The following is a 22,082-nucleotide window of genomic DNA, read 5'->3' as shown; positions in this document are numbered from 1 at the left end:
GAGGGTCATTTGGGGAATATCTCCAGCAATCGTGGCGCTATCTTTTCCAGCGGGCGTATTTCCACGGCGGCATCGATGGCCGCTGCCGCCTTCGGCATGCCGTACACCGCACTGCTCTGCTGGTCCTGTGCGATGGTCAGGTAGCCCTGCTGGCGCAAGAGTTTAAGCCCTTGTGCCCCATCACGCCCCATGCCGGTCAGCAAAACGCCAACCGCATCGCCATGCCAGTAACTGGCCACGCTCTCGAAAAACACATCGATAGAGGGCCTGTAGATCTCGTTGACCGGTTCGGCCGTGTAGGCCAGCGTGCCGTTTTTCAACAAACGAATATGGTGGTTGGTGCCCGCCAGCAGCACGGTGCCGCCTTGCGGCGGCTCGCCCTCCTGAGCCAGGCGCACGTTCAGGCCGCTGGCGCTGCCGAGCCATTCGGCCATGCCGGCGGCGAATACCTGGTCAACGTGTTGCACCAGCACGATGGCCGGGGAAAAATCCCGGGGCAGTCCCTTGAGCAGGAGTTCCAGCGCTGCCGGCCCGCCAGCCGACGAACCGATGGCGATCAGGCTCTGGCGCGGGCCCGAGCTGCGAGTCGGATTCGCTGCGGACCGCTCCCGATTGCCCTTATCGCCGATCAACCAGCCGATGTTCATGATCTTGCGTAACAGCGGTGCCGCCGCTTCCTGGGCATTGCCCGCGCCGAGGGCCGGCGTGTCGACCACATCCAGCGCGCCATGGCCCATGGCTTCGAACACCCGGTGCACGTTCTGCTGGCGATCGACAGTAACGATGACGATCGCGCAAGGCGTTTCAGCCATGATGCGCCGGGTGGCTTCCACACCGTCCATCACTGGCATGATCAAATCCATCAGGATCAGGTCTGGCGTCTGTTCGGCACACTTTTGTACTGCTTCCTTGCCATTGCCCGCGACCCAGATCACCTGGTGTGCCGGCTCGAAAGCCAATGCCCGGCGCAAGGCCTCCACGGCCATCGGCATGTCGTTTACGATTGCGATCTTCATGCCCGTGCTCCTCCAATGAGCTCTACCACTGCATCGAGCAGGGCGTCGTCGTGAAAACTGGCTTTGGCTAGATAATAGTCGGCCCCGGCGTCCAGTCCACGACGACGGTCTTCTTCACGATCCTTGTAGGACACCACCATCACCGGCAGCGATTGCAGGCGATTGTCCCGGCGCAACAATGACACCAGCTCGATGCCGTCCATGCGCGGCATGTCGATGTCGGTGATCAGCAGGTCGAAATCCTCCGAACGCAAGGCATTCCAGCCGTCCATGCCATCGACCGCCACGGCCACGTCATAACCCCGATTGAGCAACAACTTGCGCTGCAGCTCACGCACGGTCAGGGAGTCGTCGACCACCAGGACCCGCTTGCGGGGCGCTTCGACGGCCTGGTTGCTGTGGCGCGCAATGCGCTCCAGGCGCCCGGTATTGAGCAATTTGTCCACCGAGCGCAGCATGTCTTCGACGTCGACGATCAACACCACCGAACCGTCGTCGAGCAGCGCCCCGGCGGAAATGTCCTGGACCTTGCCCAAGCGTTCATCCAGGGGCAGCACGACCAAGGTGCGTTCGCCGATAAAGCGCTCGACCGCAACGCCGTAAATTGCGTCGCGCTCACGGATCACCACGACTTTCAAGGTTGACTGGCTGCCCTGGCTCGCCGGACGCTGCAACAATTGGCTGGCGGCGACCAGCCCGACATGCCGGCCTTCATGCCAGAAATGCTGGCGGCCCTCGACCTGCACGATATCCGCAGGTTCCAGATCGCACATGCGTTCGATATGGGCCAGCGGGAAGGCATAGGCCTCGCCACCGACGTCCACCACAAGGCTGCGCACTACCGAAAGGGTCAGTGGCACCTCGAGATGGAAGCGACTGCCCTCGCCCGCCGTCTGCTCCAGCACCACCGCGCCACGCAACTGGCGGACCATGTGCTGCACCGCATCCAGGCCGACGCCGCGTCCGGAGACTTCGGTGACCGTGTCGCGCAGGCTGAAGCCGGGCAGGAACAGGAAGGTCAGCAGTTCCTCTTCACTCAATTGCGCGGCGGTATCGGCCGGGGACAGTTGGCGCTCGACGATGCTGCGACGGACCTTTTCCAGGTCGACACCGTTACCGTCATCGCTCAGTTGCAGCACCAGCAACCCGGCCTGATGGGATGCGCGCAGCCGAATCAGGCCCTCCGCCGGTTTACCCGCCAACAGCCGTTGTTCCGGGGTTTCGATACCGTGATCGACCGCATTGCGCAGCAGGTGCGTCAGTGGTGCTTCGAGCTTCTCCAGCACGTCACGGTCAACCTGGGTCTTCTCGCCCTCGACCTCCAGCCGCACTTGCTTGCCGAGGCTACGACCGAGGTCGCGGACCATCCGTACCTGACCCGTCAAGACATCGGCGAACGGCCGCATGCGACACGCCAGGGCGGTGTCGTACAACACCTGCGCGCGCTGGCTGGCCTGCCAGGCGAATTCATCCAGTTCGGCGTTTTTTTCCACCAGCAACTGCTGGGACTCCGCCAGGAGCCGGCGTGCATCCTCGAGGGCTTCCCGGGCTTCGAGGCTCAGGGCTTGTTCCTTCAGATGCACGTTGAGATTTTCCAGCGCCCGCAAGCTGTTGCCCTGCATGCGCTTGAGCCGCTGCATGGTGGCCAGGTGCGGTTTGAGCCGCAGGGTTTCCACCAGGGATTTACTCGACAGATCGAGCAGACTGTTCAAGCGTTCGGCGGTGACCCGCAGCACCCGCTCGCCGTTTTCGGTGGTGCGCCTGGATTTTTTCGGCGAAACCGCCAGCGGTTCGACGGGCGCCGCCGGCTCTTCGATCGCGGGTACCGGCGCTTCAAGTTGCAGCGCGGCCATCACCGGCGCAGCGGGTGCCATGCTCGGAACTGCGGCCGCCATCGGATCGAGCAAGCGCCCCATCAATGCGACATACGCTTCGATGTCCGCAGGCCCCGGCGCACTGTTTGGAGTCGCGATGCGCATCAGCAGGTCGGTGCCTTGCAGCAATGCATCAATGTGTTCCGGGCGCAGGTACAGGCGACCTTCCTGGGCACTGACCAGGCAATCCTCCATGACATGGGCGACGCTGACGCCGGCATCGACGCCGACGATCCGGGCCGCGCCTTTGAGCGAATGCGCCGCACGCATGCACGATTCGAGATGATCCGCCTGGGTCGGATCACGCTCCAGCGCCAACAGGCCTGTGCTGAGCACCTGGGTCTGAGCCTCGGCTTCCAGGCTGAACAGCTCCAGCAAAGAGGAGTCGCGCATTTGCTCGGGGGTCATGTGAGGCTCCGGGTCACGGCGGACATCAGCTGCTCTTCATCGAGCCAGCGCAGGCTGCGACCTTTGAATTGCAGCACGCCACGGGTGTACTTGGCGCTGGCCTGCACGCCAGAGCGGGACGCCGCCTCGAGGATGCGTTCGTCAATGGCATGAATCCCGTCCACTTCGTCTACCGGGACCACCACGGGGCCGCCGTGGGCGGCGATGATCAGCATACGCGGCATGACCCGTACGCCTGCGGCCACGCTACTGTTGCCATCGAGCCCCAGCAACTCGACCAGAGACAGGCACGCCACCAGCGCGCCCCGCACATTCGCCACCCCGAGCAAGGCCCGGGAGCGTTGATGCGGCAATGAGTGAATGGTTTGCAACGGCGCCACTTCCACCAGGCTGCGAGTGGCCAGGCCCAGCCATTCTTCGCCGAGGCGGAACATCAACAGCGAACGGGTTTTCACCTCGCTCTCAACGGCAACGGACGCTGACGCGTGGTCTTCCTGCTGCAACGCGTAGCGATCCAGCAGTCGCGTGGCGGCCGCCGAATACACCGCGCAATTGCGGCAATGGATGTGTTCGATCAGAAGCGGGCAGGACTTGTCGCCGTGAATACCAATGCGGTTCCAGCAATCGTCGATGGCCTGGGCATCGTCATGGGTGACGCTCAAGGAATCGGAGGCAATCATCGTTTACGCTCACTGTCAGCGGCGCGCTCGCTGCGGGCGGCGCGATCCTGCAATCGTCTGGCGCCTGCCGTATCGCCCTGGGATTGCAGCAAGGCAGCCAGGTGCATCAACGCGTCGGCATGCTGCGGTTCAAGGTACAGCGCCTTGCGATAAAAACCCTGGGCTTCGAGGACGCTGCCGGCGACATCGCTGAGCAGTCCCAGCCAATAAAACACCTGGGCCACCGGTTCATGGTGGCGTAGATAGTTATCGCAGGCGGCACGGGCTTCGGCGCTTCTGCCTTCGTTGGCCAGCGCGGCGACGTTCGCCAGCAGCGCGGCGGCGTCGGATTTGTTCGGTGCAGCCGCGTGCGATGTCGGCGTAACGCTGGCGAACGGGCGCCGTGGAGTCGGCACCGGCGCGATCCTGCGCACAGGTTGCGGCACCGGCAACGGTGTGGGTACGAATGTCGGTAGAGGCTCAGGCTCTGGCGCGCTATGGCGACTGAAGGCAAAGGATTGTGGGATGCCAATCGAACGCATGCCCAGACGCCCCAGCAGGCTGCCCTCCGCCGGGCCGATAAACAGTACGCCATCAACATGGGTCAAGCGCTTGAGCACCTCGAAAACCTGTTTTTGCGTCGCCAGGTCGAAGTAGATCAGCAGATTGCGGCAGAACACGAAGTCATAGGGCGGCTCGTTGGCGAGCAAGGCCGGATCGAGCAGGTTGCCGACTTGCAGGCGCACTTGCTCCAGCACCCGGGCGCTGAGTCGATAGCCGTCATCTTCGGCGGTGAAATGGCGGTCGCGGAACGCGATGTCCTGACCGCGAAACGAATTCTTGCCGTACAGCGCTCGCCGGGCTTTTTCCACCGACAACGGGCTGACGTCCATGCCTTCGACCTTGAACTGGTGCGGCTTGAGCCCGGCATCCAGCAGCGCCATGGCGATCGAATAAGGCTCTTCGCCGGTGGAGCACGGCAGGCTCAGGATTCGCAGGGCGCGCATGTTGTTGAGCTCGGACAGGCGCGTGGTCGCCAGTTTCGCCAGGGTGGCGAAGGATTCCAGGTAACGGAAAAACCAGGTCTCCGGGACGATCACCGCTTCGATCAGCGCCTGCTGCTCGTCGCTGGAACCCTGCAAGGTGCGCCAGTACTCATCGGCCGTCGGCGCCTGGGACGCGGCACTGCGTTGACGCACTGCACGCTCGATGATCGCCGGGCCGACGGACGTCACGTCGAGGCCGATGCGCTCCTTGAGGAAATCGAAAAAACGCTGGTCGCTGCTCATTGCCACTGCTCCAGCGATGCCGGGTCCAGGGGTGGCGTGGGGTACAACAGCGCGCGCACCTGATCGTCCAGCAGATCGGCCACCCGCACCCATTGCAACAAACCCTGGGCATCTTCACGCACGGGCCCCAGGTACGGCGCCTGGGGGTTGTCCAGGCCATAGGGCTGAAAATCGGCCGGATTGCAACGCAAGGTGTCGGTAGCCCGTTCCAGAATCAACCCGAGCAATTGCGCCTCGGCGGTTGCATCCGGGCGGTAATGCACCAGCACCAGCCGGGTGCTGGTGCGCGCCTGCGCGGGCGTACCAAAGGTCAATGCGCTGAGGTCGATGACCGGCACCACCGCGCCGCGATAGGCCAATACCCCGGCGACCCAGTGCGGCGCCTGGGCAATCGGCTTCAATGGCAGGCGCGGCAGCACTTCCGCCACCTCGATCGCCTGCAAGGCATACCGCTCGTGACCGATGCGAAACACCAGGAACAACGCATGCGCCGCCTGCTTCACGGCAGTGCGCTTGGCCGTGAGTTCGCTCATCAGACTTTGAATCGCGAGACGCCGCTGCGCAGCCCTACGGCCACCTGGCTCAGCTCGTCGATGGCAAAACTGGCCTGGCGCAGGGATTCGACGGTCTGGCTGCTGGCATCGCCCAACTGCACCAGCGCGTGGTTGATCTGCTCGGCACCAGTGGCCTGGGCCTGCATGCCTTCATTGACCATCAACACCCGCGGCGCCAGCGCCTGGACCTGATGGATGATCTGCGACAACTGCTCGCCGACCTGCTGCACCTCGAACATGCCGCGGCGCACTTCCTCGGAGAACTTGTCCATGCCCATTACACCGGCCGACACCGCCGATTGAATCTCGCGCACCATCTGTTCAATGTCGTAGGTGGCGACGGCGGTCTGGTCTGCCAGGCGCCTGACTTCGGTGGCGACCACGGCAAAACCGCGACCGTATTCGCCAGCCTTCTCGGCTTCGATCGCCGCGTTGAGCGACAACAGGTTGGTCTGGTCGGCAACCTTGACGATGGTCACCACCACCTGGTTGATGTTGCCGGCCTTCTCGTTGAGGATCGCCAGCTTGGCGTTGACCAGGTCGGCCGCGCCCATCACCGAATGCATGGTCTCTTCCATGCGCGCCAGGCCCTGTTGCCCGGAACCGGCGGCGACCGAGGCCTGGTCGGCGGCGGTGGACACTTCGGTCATGGTGCGTACCAGGTCACGGGAGGTGGCGGCGATTTCCCGGGAAGTCGCGCCGATTTCAGTGGTGGTGGCCGCCGTTTCGGTGGCGGTGGCTTGCTGTTGCTTGGACGTTGCGGCGATCTCGGTGACCGATGTGGTCACTTGCACCGACGAGCGCTGGGCCTGGGACACCAAGGAGGTCAGCTCGGTCATCATGTCGTTGAAGCCGGTTTCCACGGCACCGAATTCGTCCTTGCGCTCAAGATTGAGACGCGAGCTCAGGTCGCCCGTGCGCATGATTTCGAGGATATTAACGATACGATTCATCGGCGCCATGATGGCGCGCATCAACAGCAGGCCGCAAAGGCCGGCGGCCAATACGGCGAACACCAGGGAAATGCCCATGATGATCTTGGCGGTGAGCACCGCATCGTCGATGGCCGCCACAGCCTGGTCTGCCACTGCCTTGTTATGGCGCAGAATATCACTGAGCTTCATTCGACCCGCTGTCCAGACAGGGGTCAGCTCCTCGTTGAACATCCTGATGGCGTCGGCGTCCTGATTGCGTTTATGCAAGTCGGTAACGGCAAGCAGGATCCGGTGGTAGTCGGCGTGGAATTTTTCAAACGCGGCATACTCGACCTTGTCTTCATCCGTCGTGACCGTCGCGCGATAAAGCTCCATCTGCTCTTGCAGGCGCGTGGAGAAGCCATTGAAGTCCGCTGCGTCCTTGGCGGTGAAGCCCTGCCCCTGTTCCAGCCCCAGCATTTCCAGCATCCGCAAATAACTGTCGGACCAGGCGCCGCGAACCATCGAGCTGTAATACAAGCCCGGCAGCGCATCCTCACGAACGCTGGCTTCGCTGGTCTCGATCTTCAACAACCGCGAATACGAGACGACCACCATCAGCAACATGATGGCGATAATTACCGCAAAGCTCGCCAAAATGCGTTGGCGCAACGTCCAGTTCTTCACAGTCAGTCCTCGGGGGCATTTCGAAATGCGGGGAGTATAGCCGAGGGCGCTGTTTCATTTATAAGACGGTTGCGCACCACTTCTCATCCCGCGGAAAAATCCGGGATGGGCTTTTGGGTGGGGATTTTCCGACATTGCTCGGGAAGTGTGCCAGTGGCATTTCGCAGGAAAAGGACCGTGGATTGGTCATTGAGTGGGGCGGCGATGCTGAATACGCTTTCGCGGGCAAGCCACGCTCCTACAGGCTGGTGATATCCGTAGGAGCGTGGCTTGCCCGCGAAGGCGGCCTGAAGTCTTACACCGCTGCCAGCCTCACCTGATTTTCCAATTCAGCCTTCAACCCCGGTTCCAGCTTGAGTTGCCGCGCCAGTTCATCGAGGTAGGACTTCTCCATGAAGCTCTCCTCATCCACCAGCATCACACTGGCGATATACATTTCGGCAGCCATTTCCGGGGTGCTGGCGGAACGGGCCACATCGCTCGGATCCAGCGGCTTGTTCAGTTCGGCGTGCAGCCAGTGTTGCAGCTCCTGATCGTTGTCGAGCTTGCTGAACTCGCCTTCGATCAGCTCGCGTTCGCGCGCGTCGATATGACCGTCAGCCTTGGCCGCGGCCACCAGGGCCTTGAGAATCGCCTGGCTGTGCTGCTCGGCTTGCGCCGTCGGCAAGCGATCGAGGGTTTGCGGCTCGGTCCTTTGGGCCGTGCCCTGCTGGGCCTGCCAGTTGCCGTAGGCCTTGTAGGCCAGCACGCCCAATGCGGCGAGGCCGCCATACACCGCGACCTTGCCCCCAACCTTGCGCGCTTTCTTGCTACCCATCAGCAGGCCCATCGCCCCGGCCGCCAAGGCACCGCCGCCCGCACCGGAGAGCAGGCTGCCGATGCCACTGCCCGCCCCCTTGTTCTGCGTCGCGCCGGCGTTTTTTTGCAACAAATCCTGGCCCGACTTGAGCAGCTGGTCGAGCAATCCACGGGTGATCATTTTTCGCCTCCACAAAAGGGTTCAACCGCACACTAAGGCCATCAGACTAGATCGAAAGTGCCCGACGACTCCCGGCGGGTTTGCTTCCAGATGTTGCTGGGGCGGCAGATTCCCGGGGGCAGTGATACTCAGGGATACGCCAGGGTTATCCGATAGTTGCCCGAAGTGATCGGTCTGGATGCAGCGTCCACCAACCTGTACTGCCCGTCATTGATCAGCAATCGGGCCGGGACGGCTGGTGAGTCGAGCGAACTGACAGTCAACACTGGCTCCATGCTTCGCGCACTGATCAGGTCTCCTTGCGCGCTCCCCGGACAGCCACGCAACGCAAGACCCTGGCCGGTAACAGAGACTTTGCATGGCGCCTCCACTATTGCACCCTGGAAATGGATTATCGGTGCAGACGCAAGGCAACTTCCTGCCAGGCCAAGTGACAGTCCCAATGCCAGCGACATTTTCCTGATACTCATCCCGCCCCTCCCAGTTCAAAGATTGTGAAGTCCCAAGAGTAGTCGGCAAAAAAAAGCAAATGATTAGCTTGCCCAACACTACGGCCCAGCCACTCCATCGAAAAAAAAGATATACACTCAAAAAAATCTATAAAACCGCCCACCCGGTACGGCCTCATGATGACCCTGCGTCAAATCCGTCATTTCATTGCGGTGGCCGAGACCGGCTCGATCTCCGCCGCCGCGCAAACCGCATTCATTTCCCAATCCACCCTGACCCTGGCGATCCAGCAGCTCGAACAGGAAATCGGCGTCGGCCTGTTCAATCGCCACGCCAAGGGCATGACCCTGACCCATCAGGGGCATCAGTTCCTGCGCCAGGCGCATTTGATCCTGGCCACCGTGGACAACGCCAAGCGCAGCCTGCAACAAAGCACCGACCAGGTGGCCGGGCAATTGATCGTCGGAGTGACCAGCCTGGTGGCCGGTTATTACCTGGCGGACCTGCTTACGCGCTTCCAGCGTGCCTACCCCAACGTCGAAATCCGTGTGATGGAAGACGAGCGCCCGTACATCGAACACTTGCTGGTCAGCGGCGAGATCGATGTCGGCGTATTGATCCTCTCCAACCTCGAAGACCGCCACGCCTTGCAGACCGAAGTGCTGACCCATTCGCCCCATCGACTGTGGTTGCCAGCCCAGCATCCGCTGCTGGAACACGACAGCATCAACCTCGCTGACGTGGCCCGCGAGCCGCTGATTCAATTGAACGTCGATGAAATGGACCGCAACGCCCAACGCATGTGGACGGCCGCCTCCCTGCAACCACGCATCACCCTGCGCACCGCCTCGACCGAAGCGGTGCGCAGCCTGGTGGCGGCCGGCCTGGGCGTGTCGATCCAGCCCGACATGACGTATCGCCCTTGGTCGCTGGAGGGCGACATCATCGAAGCGAGGCCGATTGCCGACCTGAGCCAGACCCTCGATGTCGGCCTGGCCTGGCGCCGCGGTACGGCGCGTCCGGCACTGGTCGACCCGTTCCTGACCGTCGCCCGCGAGCAGCCCCACGGCGGACGCAAGCCATCTATTTAATCGAACGCCACCTTCAGTATTTAGAATTTGTCGACCTCGGGTCTGCGCACTAGTCTTGTCGTATCTATATAAGACGGCCAGCCCCGGTCACAGGGAGCAGCATGGCCACACAAGAAAAGAGAACCCGAAGAATGGCTGACGCACAGACCCCATTGTTCACCGCATTGTTGATCGAAGGTGAATTAGTCGCAGGGCAAGGCCGTGTCGAGGCAATCCTCAACCCGGCCACAGGCGAAGTGTTGACGCACATTGCCGAAGCCAGCACCGAACAAGTCGAAGCCGCCATCCTCGCCGCGCACCGCGCCTTTGCCGGCTGGTCGCGGACCACGCCGCAGCAGCGCTCGAACCTGTTGCTCGATATCGCCAACGCCATCGAAAATAACGCCAACCTGCTCGCCCGCCTCGAATCCCTGAACTGCGGCAAGCCGTTGCACCTGGCCCGTCAGGACGACCTGAGCGCCACGGTGGATGTGTTCCGCTTTTTCGCCGGCGCCGTGCGCTGCCAGACCGGCCAGCTCAGCGGCGAATACCTGCCGGGCTACACCAGCATGGTGCGGCGGGATCCGATTGGCGTGGTCGCATCGATTGCGCCGTGGAATTACCCGATCATGATGGCGGCGTGGAAAATCGCCCCCGCCCTCGCCGCCGGCAACACCCTGGTGTTCAAGCCCTCGGAGCACACGCCCCTGTCGATCCTGGCGTTGGCCCCGGCGCTGGCGGAAATCCTGCCGCCCGGCGTGATCAACATTGTTTGCGGTGGCGGCGAAGGCGTCGGCAGTCATCTGGTCAGCCATCCCAAGGTGCGCATGGTGTCGCTGACCGGCGATATCGTCACCGGGCAGAAAATCCTCCAGGCTGCGGCGAAGACCCTCAAGCGCACGCACCTCGAACTGGGCGGCAAGGCACCGGTGATCGTCTGCAACGATGCCGACATTCAAGCGGTGGTCGAAGGCGTGCGCACCTACGGCTATTACAACGCCGGCCAGGACTGCACCGCCGCTTGCCGGGTGTATGCCCAGGCCGGCATTCACGACCGCCTGGTGGCCGAACTCGGTGCGGCGGTCAGCAGCCTGCGGTTCGCCGGCAAACGCGATGCCGACAACGAGATCGGCCCGCTGATCAGCACCCGCCAGCGCGACCGCGTGGCCAGTTTCGTCGAACGCGCCCTCGGCCAGCCGCATATCGAACGGGTGACCGGTGCGGCGGTGCACTCCGGAGCCGGCTTCTATTACCAGCCGACCCTGCTCGCCGGTTGCAAGCAAGGCGATGAAATCGTCCAGCGCGAAGTGTTCGGGCCGGTGGTCACCGTGACCCGATTCGACCAGTTGGAACAGGCGGTGGACTGGGCCAACGATTCGGAATACGGCCTGGCCTCGTCGGTCTGGACGCAGAACCTCGACAAGGCGATGCAGGTTGCCGCGCGGTTGCAGTACGGCTGCACCTGGATCAACAGCCATTTCATGCTGGTCAGCGAGATGCCCCACGGCGGGCTCAAGCGTTCGGGTTACGGCAAGGACCTGTCCAGCGACTCGCTCCAGGACTACAGCGTGGTGCGGCACATCATGGCACGCCACGGGCAGCATCTCTGACTACGCTAATAACAAGCCGCTAACGGCATGCTTCACCACGTTCACTACTGCCCCGACCATAATTTGAAGAAGAGGGAAATCCCATGTTCGTGCACAAGACCGCACTGCTCAGTGCAATCACCACCGCGCTGCTGGCCAGTGTCAGTGTCCACGCCGCCGAGCCGTTGAAGGCTGTCGGCGCTGGCGAAGGCCAGCTGGATATCGTGGCGTGGCCCGGTTACATCGAACGTGGCGAAAGCGACAAGGCCTACGACTGGGTGACCGGTTTTGAGAAGGAAACCGGTTGCAAGGTCAACGTGAAAACCGCAGCGACCTCCGATGAGATGGTCAGCCTGATGGCCAAGGGTGGCTATGATCTTGTGACCGCGTCCGGCGACGCCTCCCTGCGCCTGATCGTCGGCAAACGGGTGCAGCCGATCAACACGGCGTTGATCCCGAACTGGAAGAACCTCGACCCGCGCCTCAAGGATGCGCCCTGGTACGTGGTCAACAAGCAGACCTACGGCACCCCGTACCAATGGGGTCCAAACGTGTTGATGTACAACACCAACGTATTCAAGACCGCACCCGACAGCTGGGGCGTGTTGTTCAATGCCGAAAACCTGCCGGACGGCAAGCCGAACAAGGGCCGCGTGCAAGCCTATGACGGCCCGATCTACATCGCCGACGCGGCGCTGTACCTGAAATCCACCAAGCCGGAACTGGGCATCCAGAACCCCTACGAACTGACCGAAGCGCAATACAAGGCCGTGCTCGATCTGTTACGCGCCCAACAGCCGTTGATCCACCGCTACTGGCACGACACCACCGTGCAAATGAGTGACTTCAAGAACGAAGGCGTGGTGGCGTCCGGGGCCTGGCCGTATCAGGTCAACGGCCTGGTCAACGAGAAACAGCCGATCGCCTCGACCATCCCGAAAGAAGGCGCCACCGGATGGGCCGACACCACCATGCTGCACACCGACGCCAAGCATCCGAACTGTGCGTACAAGTGGATGGACTGGTCGCTGCAACCGAAAGTCCAGGGTGACGTGGCGGCGTGGTTCGGTTCGTTGCCAGCGGTACCGGCAGCGTGCAAGGAGAGCGAATTGCTCGGTGCCGAGGGCTGCAAGACCAACGGTTTCGACAACTTCGACAAGATCGCCTTCTGGAAAACCCCGCAGGCTGAAGGCGGCAAGTTCGTGCCGTACAGCCGCTGGACCCAGGACTACATCGCGATCATGGGCGGCAGGTAAGCCGCCCCACCCTGTAGGAGCGAGCCTGCTCGCGATGGCGGTGTGTCAGTCGACAGAGATACTGACTGTTCTGCCCTCATCGCGAGCAGGCTCACTCCTACAGTTGATCAGCGCCGTTGCCACTACCGTGCTCGGCCCACCGATAAAAGCTGTTCTGTTTTTCAGAAGTCCAGGCAGGGCCGCTGCGACGGCCTTCGCCTTTTTGGAGCACCGCACCATGACGCTTGCAGTCCAGTTCACCAACGTTTCCCGTCAGTTCGGCGAAGTGAAAGCCGTTGACCGGGTTTCCATCGACATCCAGGACGGCGAGTTTTTCTCCATGCTGGGGCCTTCCGGCTCGGGCAAAACCACCTGCCTGCGCCTGATCGCCGGTTTTGAACAACCGAGCGCGGGTTCCATTCGTATTCATGGCGAGGAGGCCGCCGGCCTGCCGCCGTACCAGCGTGACGTGAACACCGTGTTCCAGGATTACGCGCTGTTCCCGCACATGAACGTTCGCGACAACGTCGCCTACGGCTTGAAAGTCAAAGGCGTCGCCAAGGCCGAACGCCTCAAGCGCGCCGAGGAAGCCCTCGACATGGTCGCCCTCGGCGGCTACGGCGAGCGCAAGCCGGTGCAACTCTCCGGCGGCCAGCGCCAACGCGTGGCCCTGGCCCGCGCCCTGGTCAATCGTCCGCGGGTGCTGTTGCTCGACGAACCGCTGGGTGCACTGGACCTGAAGCTGCGCGAGCAAATGCAAGGCGAACTGAAGAAGCTGCAACGCCAGCTCGGCATCACCTTCATCTTCGTCACCCACGACCAGACCGAAGCGCTGTCGATGTCCGACCGCGTCGCCGTGTTCAACAAGGGTCGCATCGAACAGGTCGATTCGCCGCGCAACCTGTACATGAAACCGGCAACCACCTTCGTCGCCGAATTCGTCGGTACTTCCAACGTGATCCGCGGTGACCTGGCGCGGCAGTTGAGCGGCAATCCGCAGCCGTTCTCGATTCGCCCGGAACACGTGCGTTTCGCCGAAGGTCCGCTGGCCAGCCACGAGATCGAAGTCAGCGGCCTGCTGCACGACATCCAGTACCAGGGCAGCGCCACCCGCTACGAACTGAAGCTGGAAAACGGCCAGACCCTGAACATCAGCCAGGCCAACAATCAATGGCTCGATACCAGCGCCCAGCACCAGACCGGCCAACGCCTCAGCGCTCGCTGGGCTCGCGAAGCGATGATCCCGCTGCACGACACCCTGACAGGCGGGGTGTGACATGAGCACCCTGGCTGTTTCCCAAACCTCGTCGGGCGGCTCGGCGTTGCGCAGGTTTTCCAACCTGCTGTATCGCCGGCCGAACCTGTACCTGTCGATGCTGCTGGTACCGCCGCTGCTTTGGTTCGGCGCGATCTACCTGGGCTCGTTGCTGACGTTGCTGTGGCAGGGCTTCTACACCTTCGACGACTTCACCATGGCGGTCACTCCTGACCTGACCCTGGCGAACTTCGCCGCGTTGTTCCAGCCATCGAACTTCGACATCATCCTGCGCACCCTGAGCATGGCCATCGTGGTGTCCATCGCCAGCGCCATCGTCGCGTTCCCGATTGCTTACTACATGGCGCGTTACACCACGGGTAAAACCAAGGCATTTTTCTACATCGCGGTGATGATGCCGATGTGGGCCAGCTACATCGTCAAGGCCTATGCCTGGACCCTGCTGCTGGCAAAGGGCGGCGTGGCGCAGTGGTTCGTGCAGAACCTGGGGCTGGAACCCTTGTTGCAGTTCGTACTGGGCATTCCGGGAGTCGGCGGCAGTACCTTGTCGACCTCACACCTGGGGCGTTTCATGGTGTTCGTCTACATCTGGCTGCCCTTCATGATCCTGCCGATCCAGGCGTCGCTGGAGCGCCTGCCGCCGTCGCTGCTGCAAGCCTCCGCCGACCTCGGCGCCAAGCCACGCCAGACCTTCATGCAGGTGATTTTGCCGCTGTCGATTCCGGGGATTGCCGCAGGCTCCATCTTCACGTTTTCGCTGACCCTGGGCGATTTCATCGTGCCGCAACTGGTCGGCCCACCGGGCTACTTCGTCGGCAGCATGGTGTATGCCCAGCAAGGTGCGATCGGCAACATGCCGATGGCCGCCGCCTTCACCCTGGTGCCGATCGTGTTGATCGCCATTTATTTGTCCATCGTCAAACGACTGGGGGCCTTCGATGCACTCTGAAAAGGCTTCATTAGGCCTGCGCATAGCAGCCTGGGGCGGGCTGGTGTTCCTGCACTTCCCGATCCTGATCATCTTCCTGTACGCCTTCAACACCGAAGACGCAGCCTTCAGCTTCCCGCCCAAGGGCTTCACCCTGAAGTGGATCGGCGTGGCGTTCTCGCGCCCCGACGTGCTGGAAGCGATCAAGTTGTCGCTGCAGATCGCAGCCATTGCCACGGCGATTGCCATGGTGCTTGGCACACTGGCGTCGGCGGCGTTGTACCGACGGGATTTCTTCGGCAAGCAAGGCATCTCGCTGATGCTGATCCTGCCGATCGCCCTGCCGGGGATCATCACCGGCATCGCGCTGCTGGCGACCTTCAAGACACTGGGCATCGAGCCGGGGATGTTCACCATCATCGTCGGCCACGCGACCTTCTGCGTGGTGATCGTCTACAACAACGTCATCGCCCGCTTGCGTCGTACCTCCCATAGCTTGATCGAAGCCTCGATGGACCTCGGCGCCGATGGCTGGCAGACCTTCCGCTACATCATCCTGCCGAACCTCGGCTCGGCGTTGCTGGCCGGCGGCATGTTGGCGTTCGCGCTGTCATTCGACGAGATCATCGTTACCACCTTCACCGCCGGCCACGAACGCACCCTGCCGCTGTGGCTGCTCAACCAGCTCAGCCGCCCACGGGATGTGCCGGTGACCAACGTCGTGGCGATGCTGGTGATGATCGTGACGATGCTGCCGATCCTTGGCGCCTATTACCTGACGCGGGGTGGTGAGAGCGTTGCCGGTAGCGGCGGGAAATAAATCACGTACAGACAACAACTACCCCCTGTAGGAGCGAGCCTGCTCGCGATGGTCGTCAACGATGACACTGGGCACCTGACACCCCTCGGTGCTCTCAGGTTCATCGTCGGAACGCCGCCCGGAGCATGCTCGCTCCTACAGGGGCCGGTTTCTGCAGATAAAAATAAATAGCTTCGAAGAGGACAAAGCCATGCAAACCCAACTCCTGATCAACGGCCAACTGCTCACCGGCGAAGGCCCTGCCCAACCGGTGTTCAACCCCGCGCTGGGCAGTGTGCTGGTGGAAATCAACGAAGCCAGCGAAGCCCAGGTCGATGCCGCCGTGCGCGCCGCCGATGCCGCGTTCGACAGCTGGTCGCACACACCACCGAAAGAGCGCTCGCTGCTGCTGCTCAAACTCGCCGACGCCATCGAAGCCCATGGCGAAGAGCTGGCCAAGCTGGAATCGGACAACTGCGGCAAGCCCTACAGCGCCGCGCTCAATGACGAGATCCCGGCGATTGCCGACGTGTTCCGCTTCTTCGCTGGCGCCAGCCGTTGCATGAGCGGCTCGGCCGGAGGCGAATACCTGCCCGGCCACACCTCGATGATCCGCCGCGACCCGGTGGGGGTGATCGCCTCCATCGCGCCGTGGAACTACCCGCTGATGATGGTCGCCTGGAAAATCGCCCCGGCCCTGGCCGCCGGCAATACCGTGGTGCTCAAGCCGTCGGAACAAACGCCGTTGACCGCATTGCGCCTGGCCGAACTGGCGTCGGAGATTTTCCCCGCCGGCGTGCTCAACCTGGTGTTTGGCCGTGGTCCAACCGTCGGTAGCCCGCTGGTCACCCACCCGAAAGTGCGCATGGTGTCGCTGACCGGCTCGATCGCCACCGGCTCGAACATCATTTCCAGCACCGCCGACAGCGTCAAGCGCATGCACATGGAACTGGGCGGCAAGGCCCCGGTGATCATCTTCGACGACGCCGACATCGACGCCGCCGTCGAGGGCATCCGCACCTTCGGTTTCTACAACGCCGGGCAGGACTGCACCGCTGCTTGCCGCATCTATGCCCAGGCCGGCATCTACGACAAGTTCGTGGAGAAGCTCGGTGCAGCGGTCAGCAGCATCAAGTACGGCTTGCAGGACGATCCATCGACCGAACTCGGCCCATTGATCACCGCGCAACACCGCGACCGCGTCGCTGGCTTCGTCGAGCGCGCCGTGGCGCAGCCGCACATTCGCCTGGTCACCGGCGGCAAGGCCGTCGAAGGCAATGGTTTCTTCTTCGAACCGACCGTGCTGGCCGATGCGCAGCAGGACGACGAGATCGTGCGTCGCGAAGTGTTCGGGCCGGTAGTGTCCGTGACCAAATTCAGCGATGAAGCGCAGGTGCTGGGCTGGGCCAACGATTCGGACTACGGCCTGGCGTCCTCGGTGTGGACTGCCGACGTCGGCCGCGCCCATCGCCTGTCGGCGCGCTTGCAGTACGGCTGCACCTGGGTCAACACGCACTTCATGCTGGTCAGCGAAATGCCCCATGGCGGGCAGAAGCTGTCCGGGTATGGCAAGGACATGTCGATGTATGGGTTGGAGGACTACACCGTTGTGCGGCATGTGATGTTCAAGCATTAAGAGCTTCGCTGGCAAGCCAGCTCCTACAGTTTGGAATGCGTTTCCCTGTGGGAGCTGGCTTGCCAGCGATGGCGTCACCTCGGTTTCAAGGTCGAAACCGGCATTACGCACCACCTGGTTTCAAACAAAACAATAACCACCGATCCGGGCGGCGCCTCCAGGCTCCGCCACGGCATCGGACATCCGAAATCTGCCGATTTTCCGGAGAAACACACATGACTGCATCACCCGATCTCACTACCGCTGTCGTCGACAGCGACGCCGAGCAACTGCGAAAACTGGGTTACACCTCCAACTTCAATCGCAGCATGAGCCTGTGGGAAAACTTCGCCCTGGGCTTCACTTATCTCTCGCCGGTCGTAGGGGTCTATACCCTCTTCGGCCTGTGCCTCGCCGCTGGCGGACCACCGATGTTCTGGGCCTACCTGCTGGTTGGTTGCGGCCAGTTGCTGGTGTGCCTGATCTTCGGTGAAGTGGTATCGCAGTTCCCGATTTCCGGTGGTGTGTACCCCTGGGCGCGTCGCCTGGTGGGCAAACGCTGGGCGTGGATGGTCGGCTGGATCTACTCCATCGCCCTGTGCGTGACCATCGCCGCCGTAGCCGTCGGCGCCGGCCCATACCTGGCCGCCATGCTCGGTTTTGAACCGAGCAACAACACCAACATCGTCATTGCCTTGGTGCTGACCCTGTTCGCCACCTTGGTCAACCTCAGCGGCACCAAGGTGCTGGCGCGCATCGCCATGTTCGGCTTCCTCTGCGAACTGGTGGGAGCGGTGATCGTCGGCGTTTACCTGCTGATCTTCGAGCGTCACCAGTCGATCAGCGTGCTGTTCAACACCTTCGACATCAGCGTCGACGGCTCGTACCTGCCGGCCTTCCTCACCGCTTCGTTGGCGGGGATGTTCCTGTACTACGGCTTCGAGGCCTGCGGCGATGTGGCCGAAGAAACCCCGAACCCGAGCAAGAAAATTCCGGTGGCCATGCGCATGACCATCTACATCGGCGGCGTTGCGGCGATGTTCGCCTGCCTGGCGCTGATCCTCGCCGTGCCGGACATGCAAGCGGTGATCGATGGAGCCGACAAGGACCCGGTCGGCACCATCCTCAACAACGCTTTCGGCCCGGTGGGCTCGAAGATGGTGATGGGCGTGGTGATGATTTCCTTCATCTCCTGCGTCATCAGCCTGCAAGCGGCGGCCAGTCGCCTGCTGTACTCCTACGCCCGGGATGAAATGGTCATCGGCAGCCGACTGCTGAAGAAGATTTCTCCGACAACCCAGGTTCCGGTTGCGGCGCTGTTCGTGTCCGGCGTCCTGCCAGCGCTGATCATCATCCTCGGCTTCTTCCTGCAGGATGCGGTCGCCACCATCGTCAGCTTCGCTGCCATCGGTATCTACCTGGCCTTCCAGATGATCGTGCTGGCGGCACTGTACGCACGCCTGAAAGGCTGGAAACCCAGCGGCAAATTCACCCTAGGCGCCTGGGGCTGGGCAGTGAACATCGGCGCACTGGTCTACGGCGTCGGCGCGATCATCAACATGGCCTGGCCACGGACACCAGATGCAGCGTGGTACATCAACTACGCCATGGTGCTGAGCACTGCGATTGTCATTGGCCTGGGGTTGCTCTACATGTGGATCGCCAAGCCATATGACCACGGTACGGCGCCTGCGGGGGATGCGTGGAAAGTTAGTCGCTGATGAAAACTGCCCCGGTGCCAATAGGCACCGGGGTCATCACATGCCTTAAGCAGGCAAGCATTTCGAAACAGTTCCTGGCGTCCCGCGGATGCATCCCCAGCTAGAGTTTCCCTACCACGCACGTGGTAGTGGTTGACGATAGTCGCAGCAGGGCCTAGGGTGTTTACGTCGTTTACAACGTATACATCTTTAGGAGAGCCACCATGGCCTCACCCGTTTTGTCGTTTCGTGTCGAAGAACTCCTGGCCCAACAACTGGATCAGCTGGCGGCTGCCACCGATCGCGACCGTCAGTACCACCTCAAGCGTGCATTGGTTCGATACGTGGAAGCCGAGTCATGGCATCTGCAAGCCATAAGCGACGGCATAGCCGATGCCGATGCTGGAAAACTGACCGATCTGGACGCCGTGAAGGCTAAGTGGGAAAAACGTGCCGAGCGTAGTACTGACTGAGAAAGCTGAAAGCGACCTGGATGCCATCCATGAACATTACCGAAAGGTCATAAGCGCGGGTACTGCCATCGAGATCATTTCCAACATGCTGCAATGTTTCCGGCAGTTGGAACAGTTTCCCGGCTCAGGCAGGCCTTCTGTCATGCCTGATGTACGAGAGTTGGTACTTGGCCGCTATCCATTCATTGCCCCGTATCGATTTGCCAATGGCCAGATACAGGTGTTGAGGGTGCTGCATCAGCGTTCGGAACGTTCTCAGGATTGGTAAGGGGAGAACGTCCAGCCGCGACAGGATTGCCGCGACTGAATGTTCCATTTCTTCAAAACCGCGAAACACTGCGCATCGCATCCACCAGATAACGCATCGCGATACGGTCACTCTCCGACAATTCCCGATAACGCTCCACCAGCTTCATCTCCTCGCTATTGAGCCGACGTCTTCGCCGGCCAGTAGATAGGCACGCAAAGATTCCCAGGATTTCGGTGATGCCTTGTACTTTCGACATGGACGATGTCCTTCTCTACGTCAAAGAAAACTTCAGAAACCGCATCGCCCTACCCCTTTTCAGCAGTCACCCTGTGTCCACTGAAGCCACCGGTCCGAAGGGCAGAAACCGGTCATGCCCATAGAATAGAAACTATCCGGGCGCTGAAAAGTACTTTTTAGAGTAATTAGTCGAAAAAAGCAGAAATGCCCTTTAAATCAGAACTTACTGTCGGAAACGTTAACCGACATCTCTTGTTTCATTGCCGCGCCATCGTCACGCCATCAATCATTTTTTCTGCGCAACCGAACGGTTTAAGCTATTCGTTATCTGTTTAAAAGGCAGTTGTGTTTGGCCGAAGGCATGTCCGAACCGATATTTTTGATCCAGCAGTGCCAGGGCCGGCGCGGGATCGTTCACGACAGGTTGAATTTATGCATCGCAGGAATTTGCTCAAGGCCTCCATGGCCATCGCGGCCTACACCGGTTTGTCGGCCACCGGCCTGCTCGCTGCCCGAGCCTGGGCAAGCAATGGCACGGCGGATGGCGAGGCCCAGGCGTTCGACTTCGACGCACTGAAGGCCCAGGCCAAGCAACTGGCCAGCAAGAGCTACCAGGATACCAAGCAGGTGCTGCCACCTACCTTGGCGACCATGACCCCGCAGAACTTCAACGCGATCCGCTATGACGGCAAGCATTCGCTGTGGAATGACTTGAATGGTCAGCTGGATGTGCAGTTTTTCCATGTCGGCATGGGTTTTCGCCAGCCAGTGCGCATGTACAGCGTCGATCCCAAGAGCCACATGGCCCGCGAAGTGCATTTCCGCCCTTCGTTGTTCAACTATGAGAATACGTCGGTCGACACCCAGCAGCTCAAGGGCGACCTGGGCTTTTCCGGGTTCAAGCTGTTCAAGGCGCCGGAACTGGACAAGCACGACGTGGTGTCTTTCCTCGGCGCCAGCTACTTCCGCGCGGTAGATGCCACCGGCCAGTACGGCTTGTCGGCCCGCGGCCTGGCGATCGACACCTACGCGAAAAAGCGCGAAGAATTCCCCGACTTCACCAAGTTCTGGTTCGAGACGCCCGACAAGGACAGCACTCGTTTCGTGGTCTACGCCTTGCTCGATTCACCGAGTGCCACCGGCGCCTACCGCTTTGACATCGATTGCCAGGCCGAGCGCGTGGTCATGGAAGTCGACGCCCATGTCAACGCACGCACCGCCATCGAACAACTGGGCATTGCGCCGATGACCAGCATGTTCAGCTGCGGCACCCACGAGCGCCGCATGTGCGACACCATTCACCCGCAGATCCACGACTCCGATCGCCTGGCGATGTGGCGTGGCAACGGCGAATGGATCTGCCGCCCGCTGAACAACCCGGCCACCCTGCAGTTCAACGCCTTCACCGACAAGGACCCGAAAGGTTTCGGCCTGGTGCAGACCGATCACGAGTTCGCCAACTACCAGGACACCGTCGACTGGTACAGCCGACGCCCCAGCCTGTGGGTGGAACCGACGACCCCGTGGGGCGAAGGCTCTATCGACCTGCTGGAAATTCCTACCACCGGCGAGACCCTCGATAACATCGTTGCCTTCTGGACCCCGAAAAAACCGGTCGCGGCCGGCGACTCGCTGAACTACGGCTACAAGCTCTACTGGAGCGCCCTGCCGCCCGTCGGCACGCCGCTGGCACGGGTTAACGCGACCCGTTCGGGCATGGGCGGCTTCACCGAAGGTTGGGCACCGGGCGAGCATTACCCGGAAGTCTGGGCCCGTCGCTTCGCCGTGGACTTCAACGGCGGCGGCCTCGATCGCCTGCCGCAGGGCACCGGCATCGAACCGGTGGTCACCTGTTCGAACGGCCAGGTGAAGGACTTCAACGTGCTGGTGCTCGATGACATCAAGGGCTACCGCATCATTTTTGACTGGTACCCGACCAATGACAGTGTCGAGCCGGTGGAGCTGCGCCTGTTCATCCGCACCAATGACCGCACGCTGAGTGAAACCTGGCTGTACCAGTACTTCCCGCCGGCGCCGGACAAGCGCAAATACACCTGACGGAAAAAACAAAGCCCCGGTC

At 61.7% G+C, this 22,082-nt stretch carries 19 protein-coding genes; 11 read left to right on the top strand and 8 right to left on the bottom strand.

Annotated elements, in window-relative coordinates; all coding sequences use genetic code 11:
- Window positions 1-5 precede the first annotated feature (5 nt).
- The 7 genes from OH720_RS05295 to OH720_RS05265 form a co-directional block, all read right to left on the bottom strand.
- Window positions 6-1,016: a chemotaxis response regulator protein-glutamate methylesterase gene (locus OH720_RS05295; protein ID WP_272604809.1), complete on the bottom strand. Its 1,011-nt coding sequence runs from the start codon at window positions 1,014-1,016 to the stop codon at window positions 6-8.
- On the bottom strand, window positions 1,013-3,298 hold the full coding sequence (locus OH720_RS05290) for a hybrid sensor histidine kinase/response regulator (RefSeq protein ID WP_272604808.1): 2,286 nt from the start codon (window positions 3,296-3,298) through the stop codon (window positions 1,013-1,015). Before OH720_RS05290 ends, OH720_RS05295 begins: the two co-directional genes overlap by 4 nt.
- A complete protein-coding gene (locus OH720_RS05285; RefSeq protein ID WP_272604807.1) occupies window positions 3,295-3,978 on the bottom strand; it encodes a chemotaxis protein CheW in 684 nt (227 codons plus the stop codon). Before OH720_RS05285 ends, OH720_RS05290 begins: the two co-directional genes overlap by 4 nt.
- Complete coding sequence (locus tag OH720_RS05280; RefSeq protein WP_272604806.1) at window positions 3,975-5,246, bottom strand: CheR family methyltransferase; 1,272 nt, start codon at window positions 5,244-5,246, stop codon at window positions 3,975-3,977. The genes OH720_RS05285 and OH720_RS05280 overlap by 4 nt, the downstream gene beginning before the upstream one ends.
- On the bottom strand, window positions 5,243-5,779 hold the full coding sequence (locus OH720_RS05275) for a chemotaxis protein CheW (protein WP_272604805.1): 537 nt from the start codon (window positions 5,777-5,779) through the stop codon (window positions 5,243-5,245). The genes OH720_RS05280 and OH720_RS05275 overlap by 4 nt, the downstream gene beginning before the upstream one ends.
- On the bottom strand, window positions 5,779-7,401 hold the full coding sequence (locus OH720_RS05270; protein ID WP_272604804.1) for a methyl-accepting chemotaxis protein: 1,623 nt from the start codon (window positions 7,399-7,401) through the stop codon (window positions 5,779-5,781). The genes OH720_RS05275 and OH720_RS05270 overlap by 1 nt, the downstream gene beginning before the upstream one ends.
- A 295-nt stretch (window positions 7,402-7,696) precedes the next feature.
- The gene (locus tag OH720_RS05265; RefSeq protein ID WP_272604803.1) at window positions 7,697-8,380 is read right to left on the bottom strand and encodes a tellurite resistance TerB family protein; all 684 of its coding nucleotides are present in this window, start codon (window positions 8,378-8,380) and stop codon (window positions 7,697-7,699) included.
- A 626-nt stretch (window positions 8,381-9,006) separates the two neighbouring features.
- On the opposite strand from OH720_RS05265, the gene OH720_RS05260 reads away from it, so the two are divergent.
- The 10 genes from OH720_RS05260 to OH720_RS05215 all read left to right on the top strand — a co-directional run bounded on the left by OH720_RS05260 (window position 9,007) and on the right by OH720_RS05215 (window position 19,783).
- Window positions 9,007-9,921, top strand: coding sequence for a LysR family transcriptional regulator (locus tag OH720_RS05260; RefSeq protein WP_020799666.1), 915 nt, complete (start codon window positions 9,007-9,009; stop codon window positions 9,919-9,921).
- A 131-nt stretch (window positions 9,922-10,052) separates the two neighbouring features.
- Window positions 10,053-11,510 (top strand): gamma-aminobutyraldehyde dehydrogenase, encoded by a 1,458-nt coding sequence (locus OH720_RS05255; protein ID WP_272604802.1) that lies wholly within the window; start codon window positions 10,053-10,055, stop codon window positions 11,508-11,510.
- A gap of 83 nt (window positions 11,511-11,593) precedes the next feature.
- Window positions 11,594-12,745: a putative ABC transporter substrate-binding protein YdcS gene (ydcS, locus tag OH720_RS05250; RefSeq protein WP_272604801.1), complete on the top strand. Its 1,152-nt coding sequence runs from the start codon at window positions 11,594-11,596 to the stop codon at window positions 12,743-12,745.
- Between the two features lie 217 nt (window positions 12,746-12,962).
- Window positions 12,963-14,000: an ABC transporter ATP-binding protein gene (locus tag OH720_RS05245; protein WP_272604800.1), complete on the top strand. Its 1,038-nt coding sequence runs from the start codon at window positions 12,963-12,965 to the stop codon at window positions 13,998-14,000.
- 1 nt (window position 14,001) lies between these two features.
- The gene (locus tag OH720_RS05240; protein WP_008058704.1) at window positions 14,002-14,949 is read left to right on the top strand and encodes an ABC transporter permease; all 948 of its coding nucleotides are present in this window, start codon (window positions 14,002-14,004) and stop codon (window positions 14,947-14,949) included.
- Window positions 14,939-15,748, top strand: coding sequence for an ABC transporter permease (locus tag OH720_RS05235; RefSeq protein WP_056856299.1), 810 nt, complete (start codon window positions 14,939-14,941; stop codon window positions 15,746-15,748). Before OH720_RS05240 ends, OH720_RS05235 begins: the two co-directional genes overlap by 11 nt.
- 190 nt (window positions 15,749-15,938) lie before the next feature.
- Window positions 15,939-17,363 carry a gamma-aminobutyraldehyde dehydrogenase gene (locus OH720_RS05230; RefSeq protein WP_008057836.1) on the top strand — a complete coding sequence of 475 codons (1,425 nt, stop codon included), beginning with the start codon at window positions 15,939-15,941 and terminating at the stop codon, window positions 17,361-17,363.
- Window positions 17,364-17,578: 215 nt separating this feature from the next.
- Complete coding sequence (locus tag OH720_RS05225; RefSeq protein ID WP_272604799.1) at window positions 17,579-19,063, top strand: APC family permease; 1,485 nt, start codon at window positions 17,579-17,581, stop codon at window positions 19,061-19,063.
- Window positions 19,064-19,266: 203 nt separating this feature from the next.
- Window positions 19,267-19,515 carry a CopG family ribbon-helix-helix protein gene (locus OH720_RS05220; RefSeq protein ID WP_008057832.1) on the top strand — a complete coding sequence of 83 codons (249 nt, stop codon included), beginning with the start codon at window positions 19,267-19,269 and terminating at the stop codon, window positions 19,513-19,515.
- Complete coding sequence (locus tag OH720_RS05215; RefSeq protein ID WP_272604798.1) at window positions 19,493-19,783, top strand: type II toxin-antitoxin system RelE/ParE family toxin; 291 nt, start codon at window positions 19,493-19,495, stop codon at window positions 19,781-19,783. Before OH720_RS05220 ends, OH720_RS05215 begins: the two co-directional genes overlap by 23 nt.
- Before the next feature lie 52 nt (window positions 19,784-19,835).
- Here the strand turns inward: OH720_RS05215 and OH720_RS05210 are convergent, their stop codons facing one another.
- Entirely contained in the window at window positions 19,836-20,021 is a 186-nt protein-coding gene (locus tag OH720_RS05210; protein WP_008057830.1) for a hypothetical protein, read from the bottom strand.
- Between the two features lie 413 nt (window positions 20,022-20,434).
- Here OH720_RS05210 and OH720_RS05205 point away from each other — a divergent pair, with 413 nt between their 5' ends.
- Window positions 20,435-22,060, top strand: a complete 1,626-nt coding sequence (locus OH720_RS05205) for a glucan biosynthesis protein D (protein ID WP_272604797.1) — start codon at window positions 20,435-20,437, stop codon at window positions 22,058-22,060.
- Window positions 22,061-22,082: the final 22 nt, after the last annotated feature.

Origin of the sequence: Pseudomonas sp. WJP1 (assembly GCF_028471945.1) — a bacterium.
Taxonomy (GTDB): domain Bacteria; phylum Pseudomonadota; class Gammaproteobacteria; order Pseudomonadales; family Pseudomonadaceae; genus Aquipseudomonas.
The sequence above is the reverse complement of the archived record's forward strand: the minus strand, read 5'-3'. Positions and strand labels throughout refer to the sequence as shown.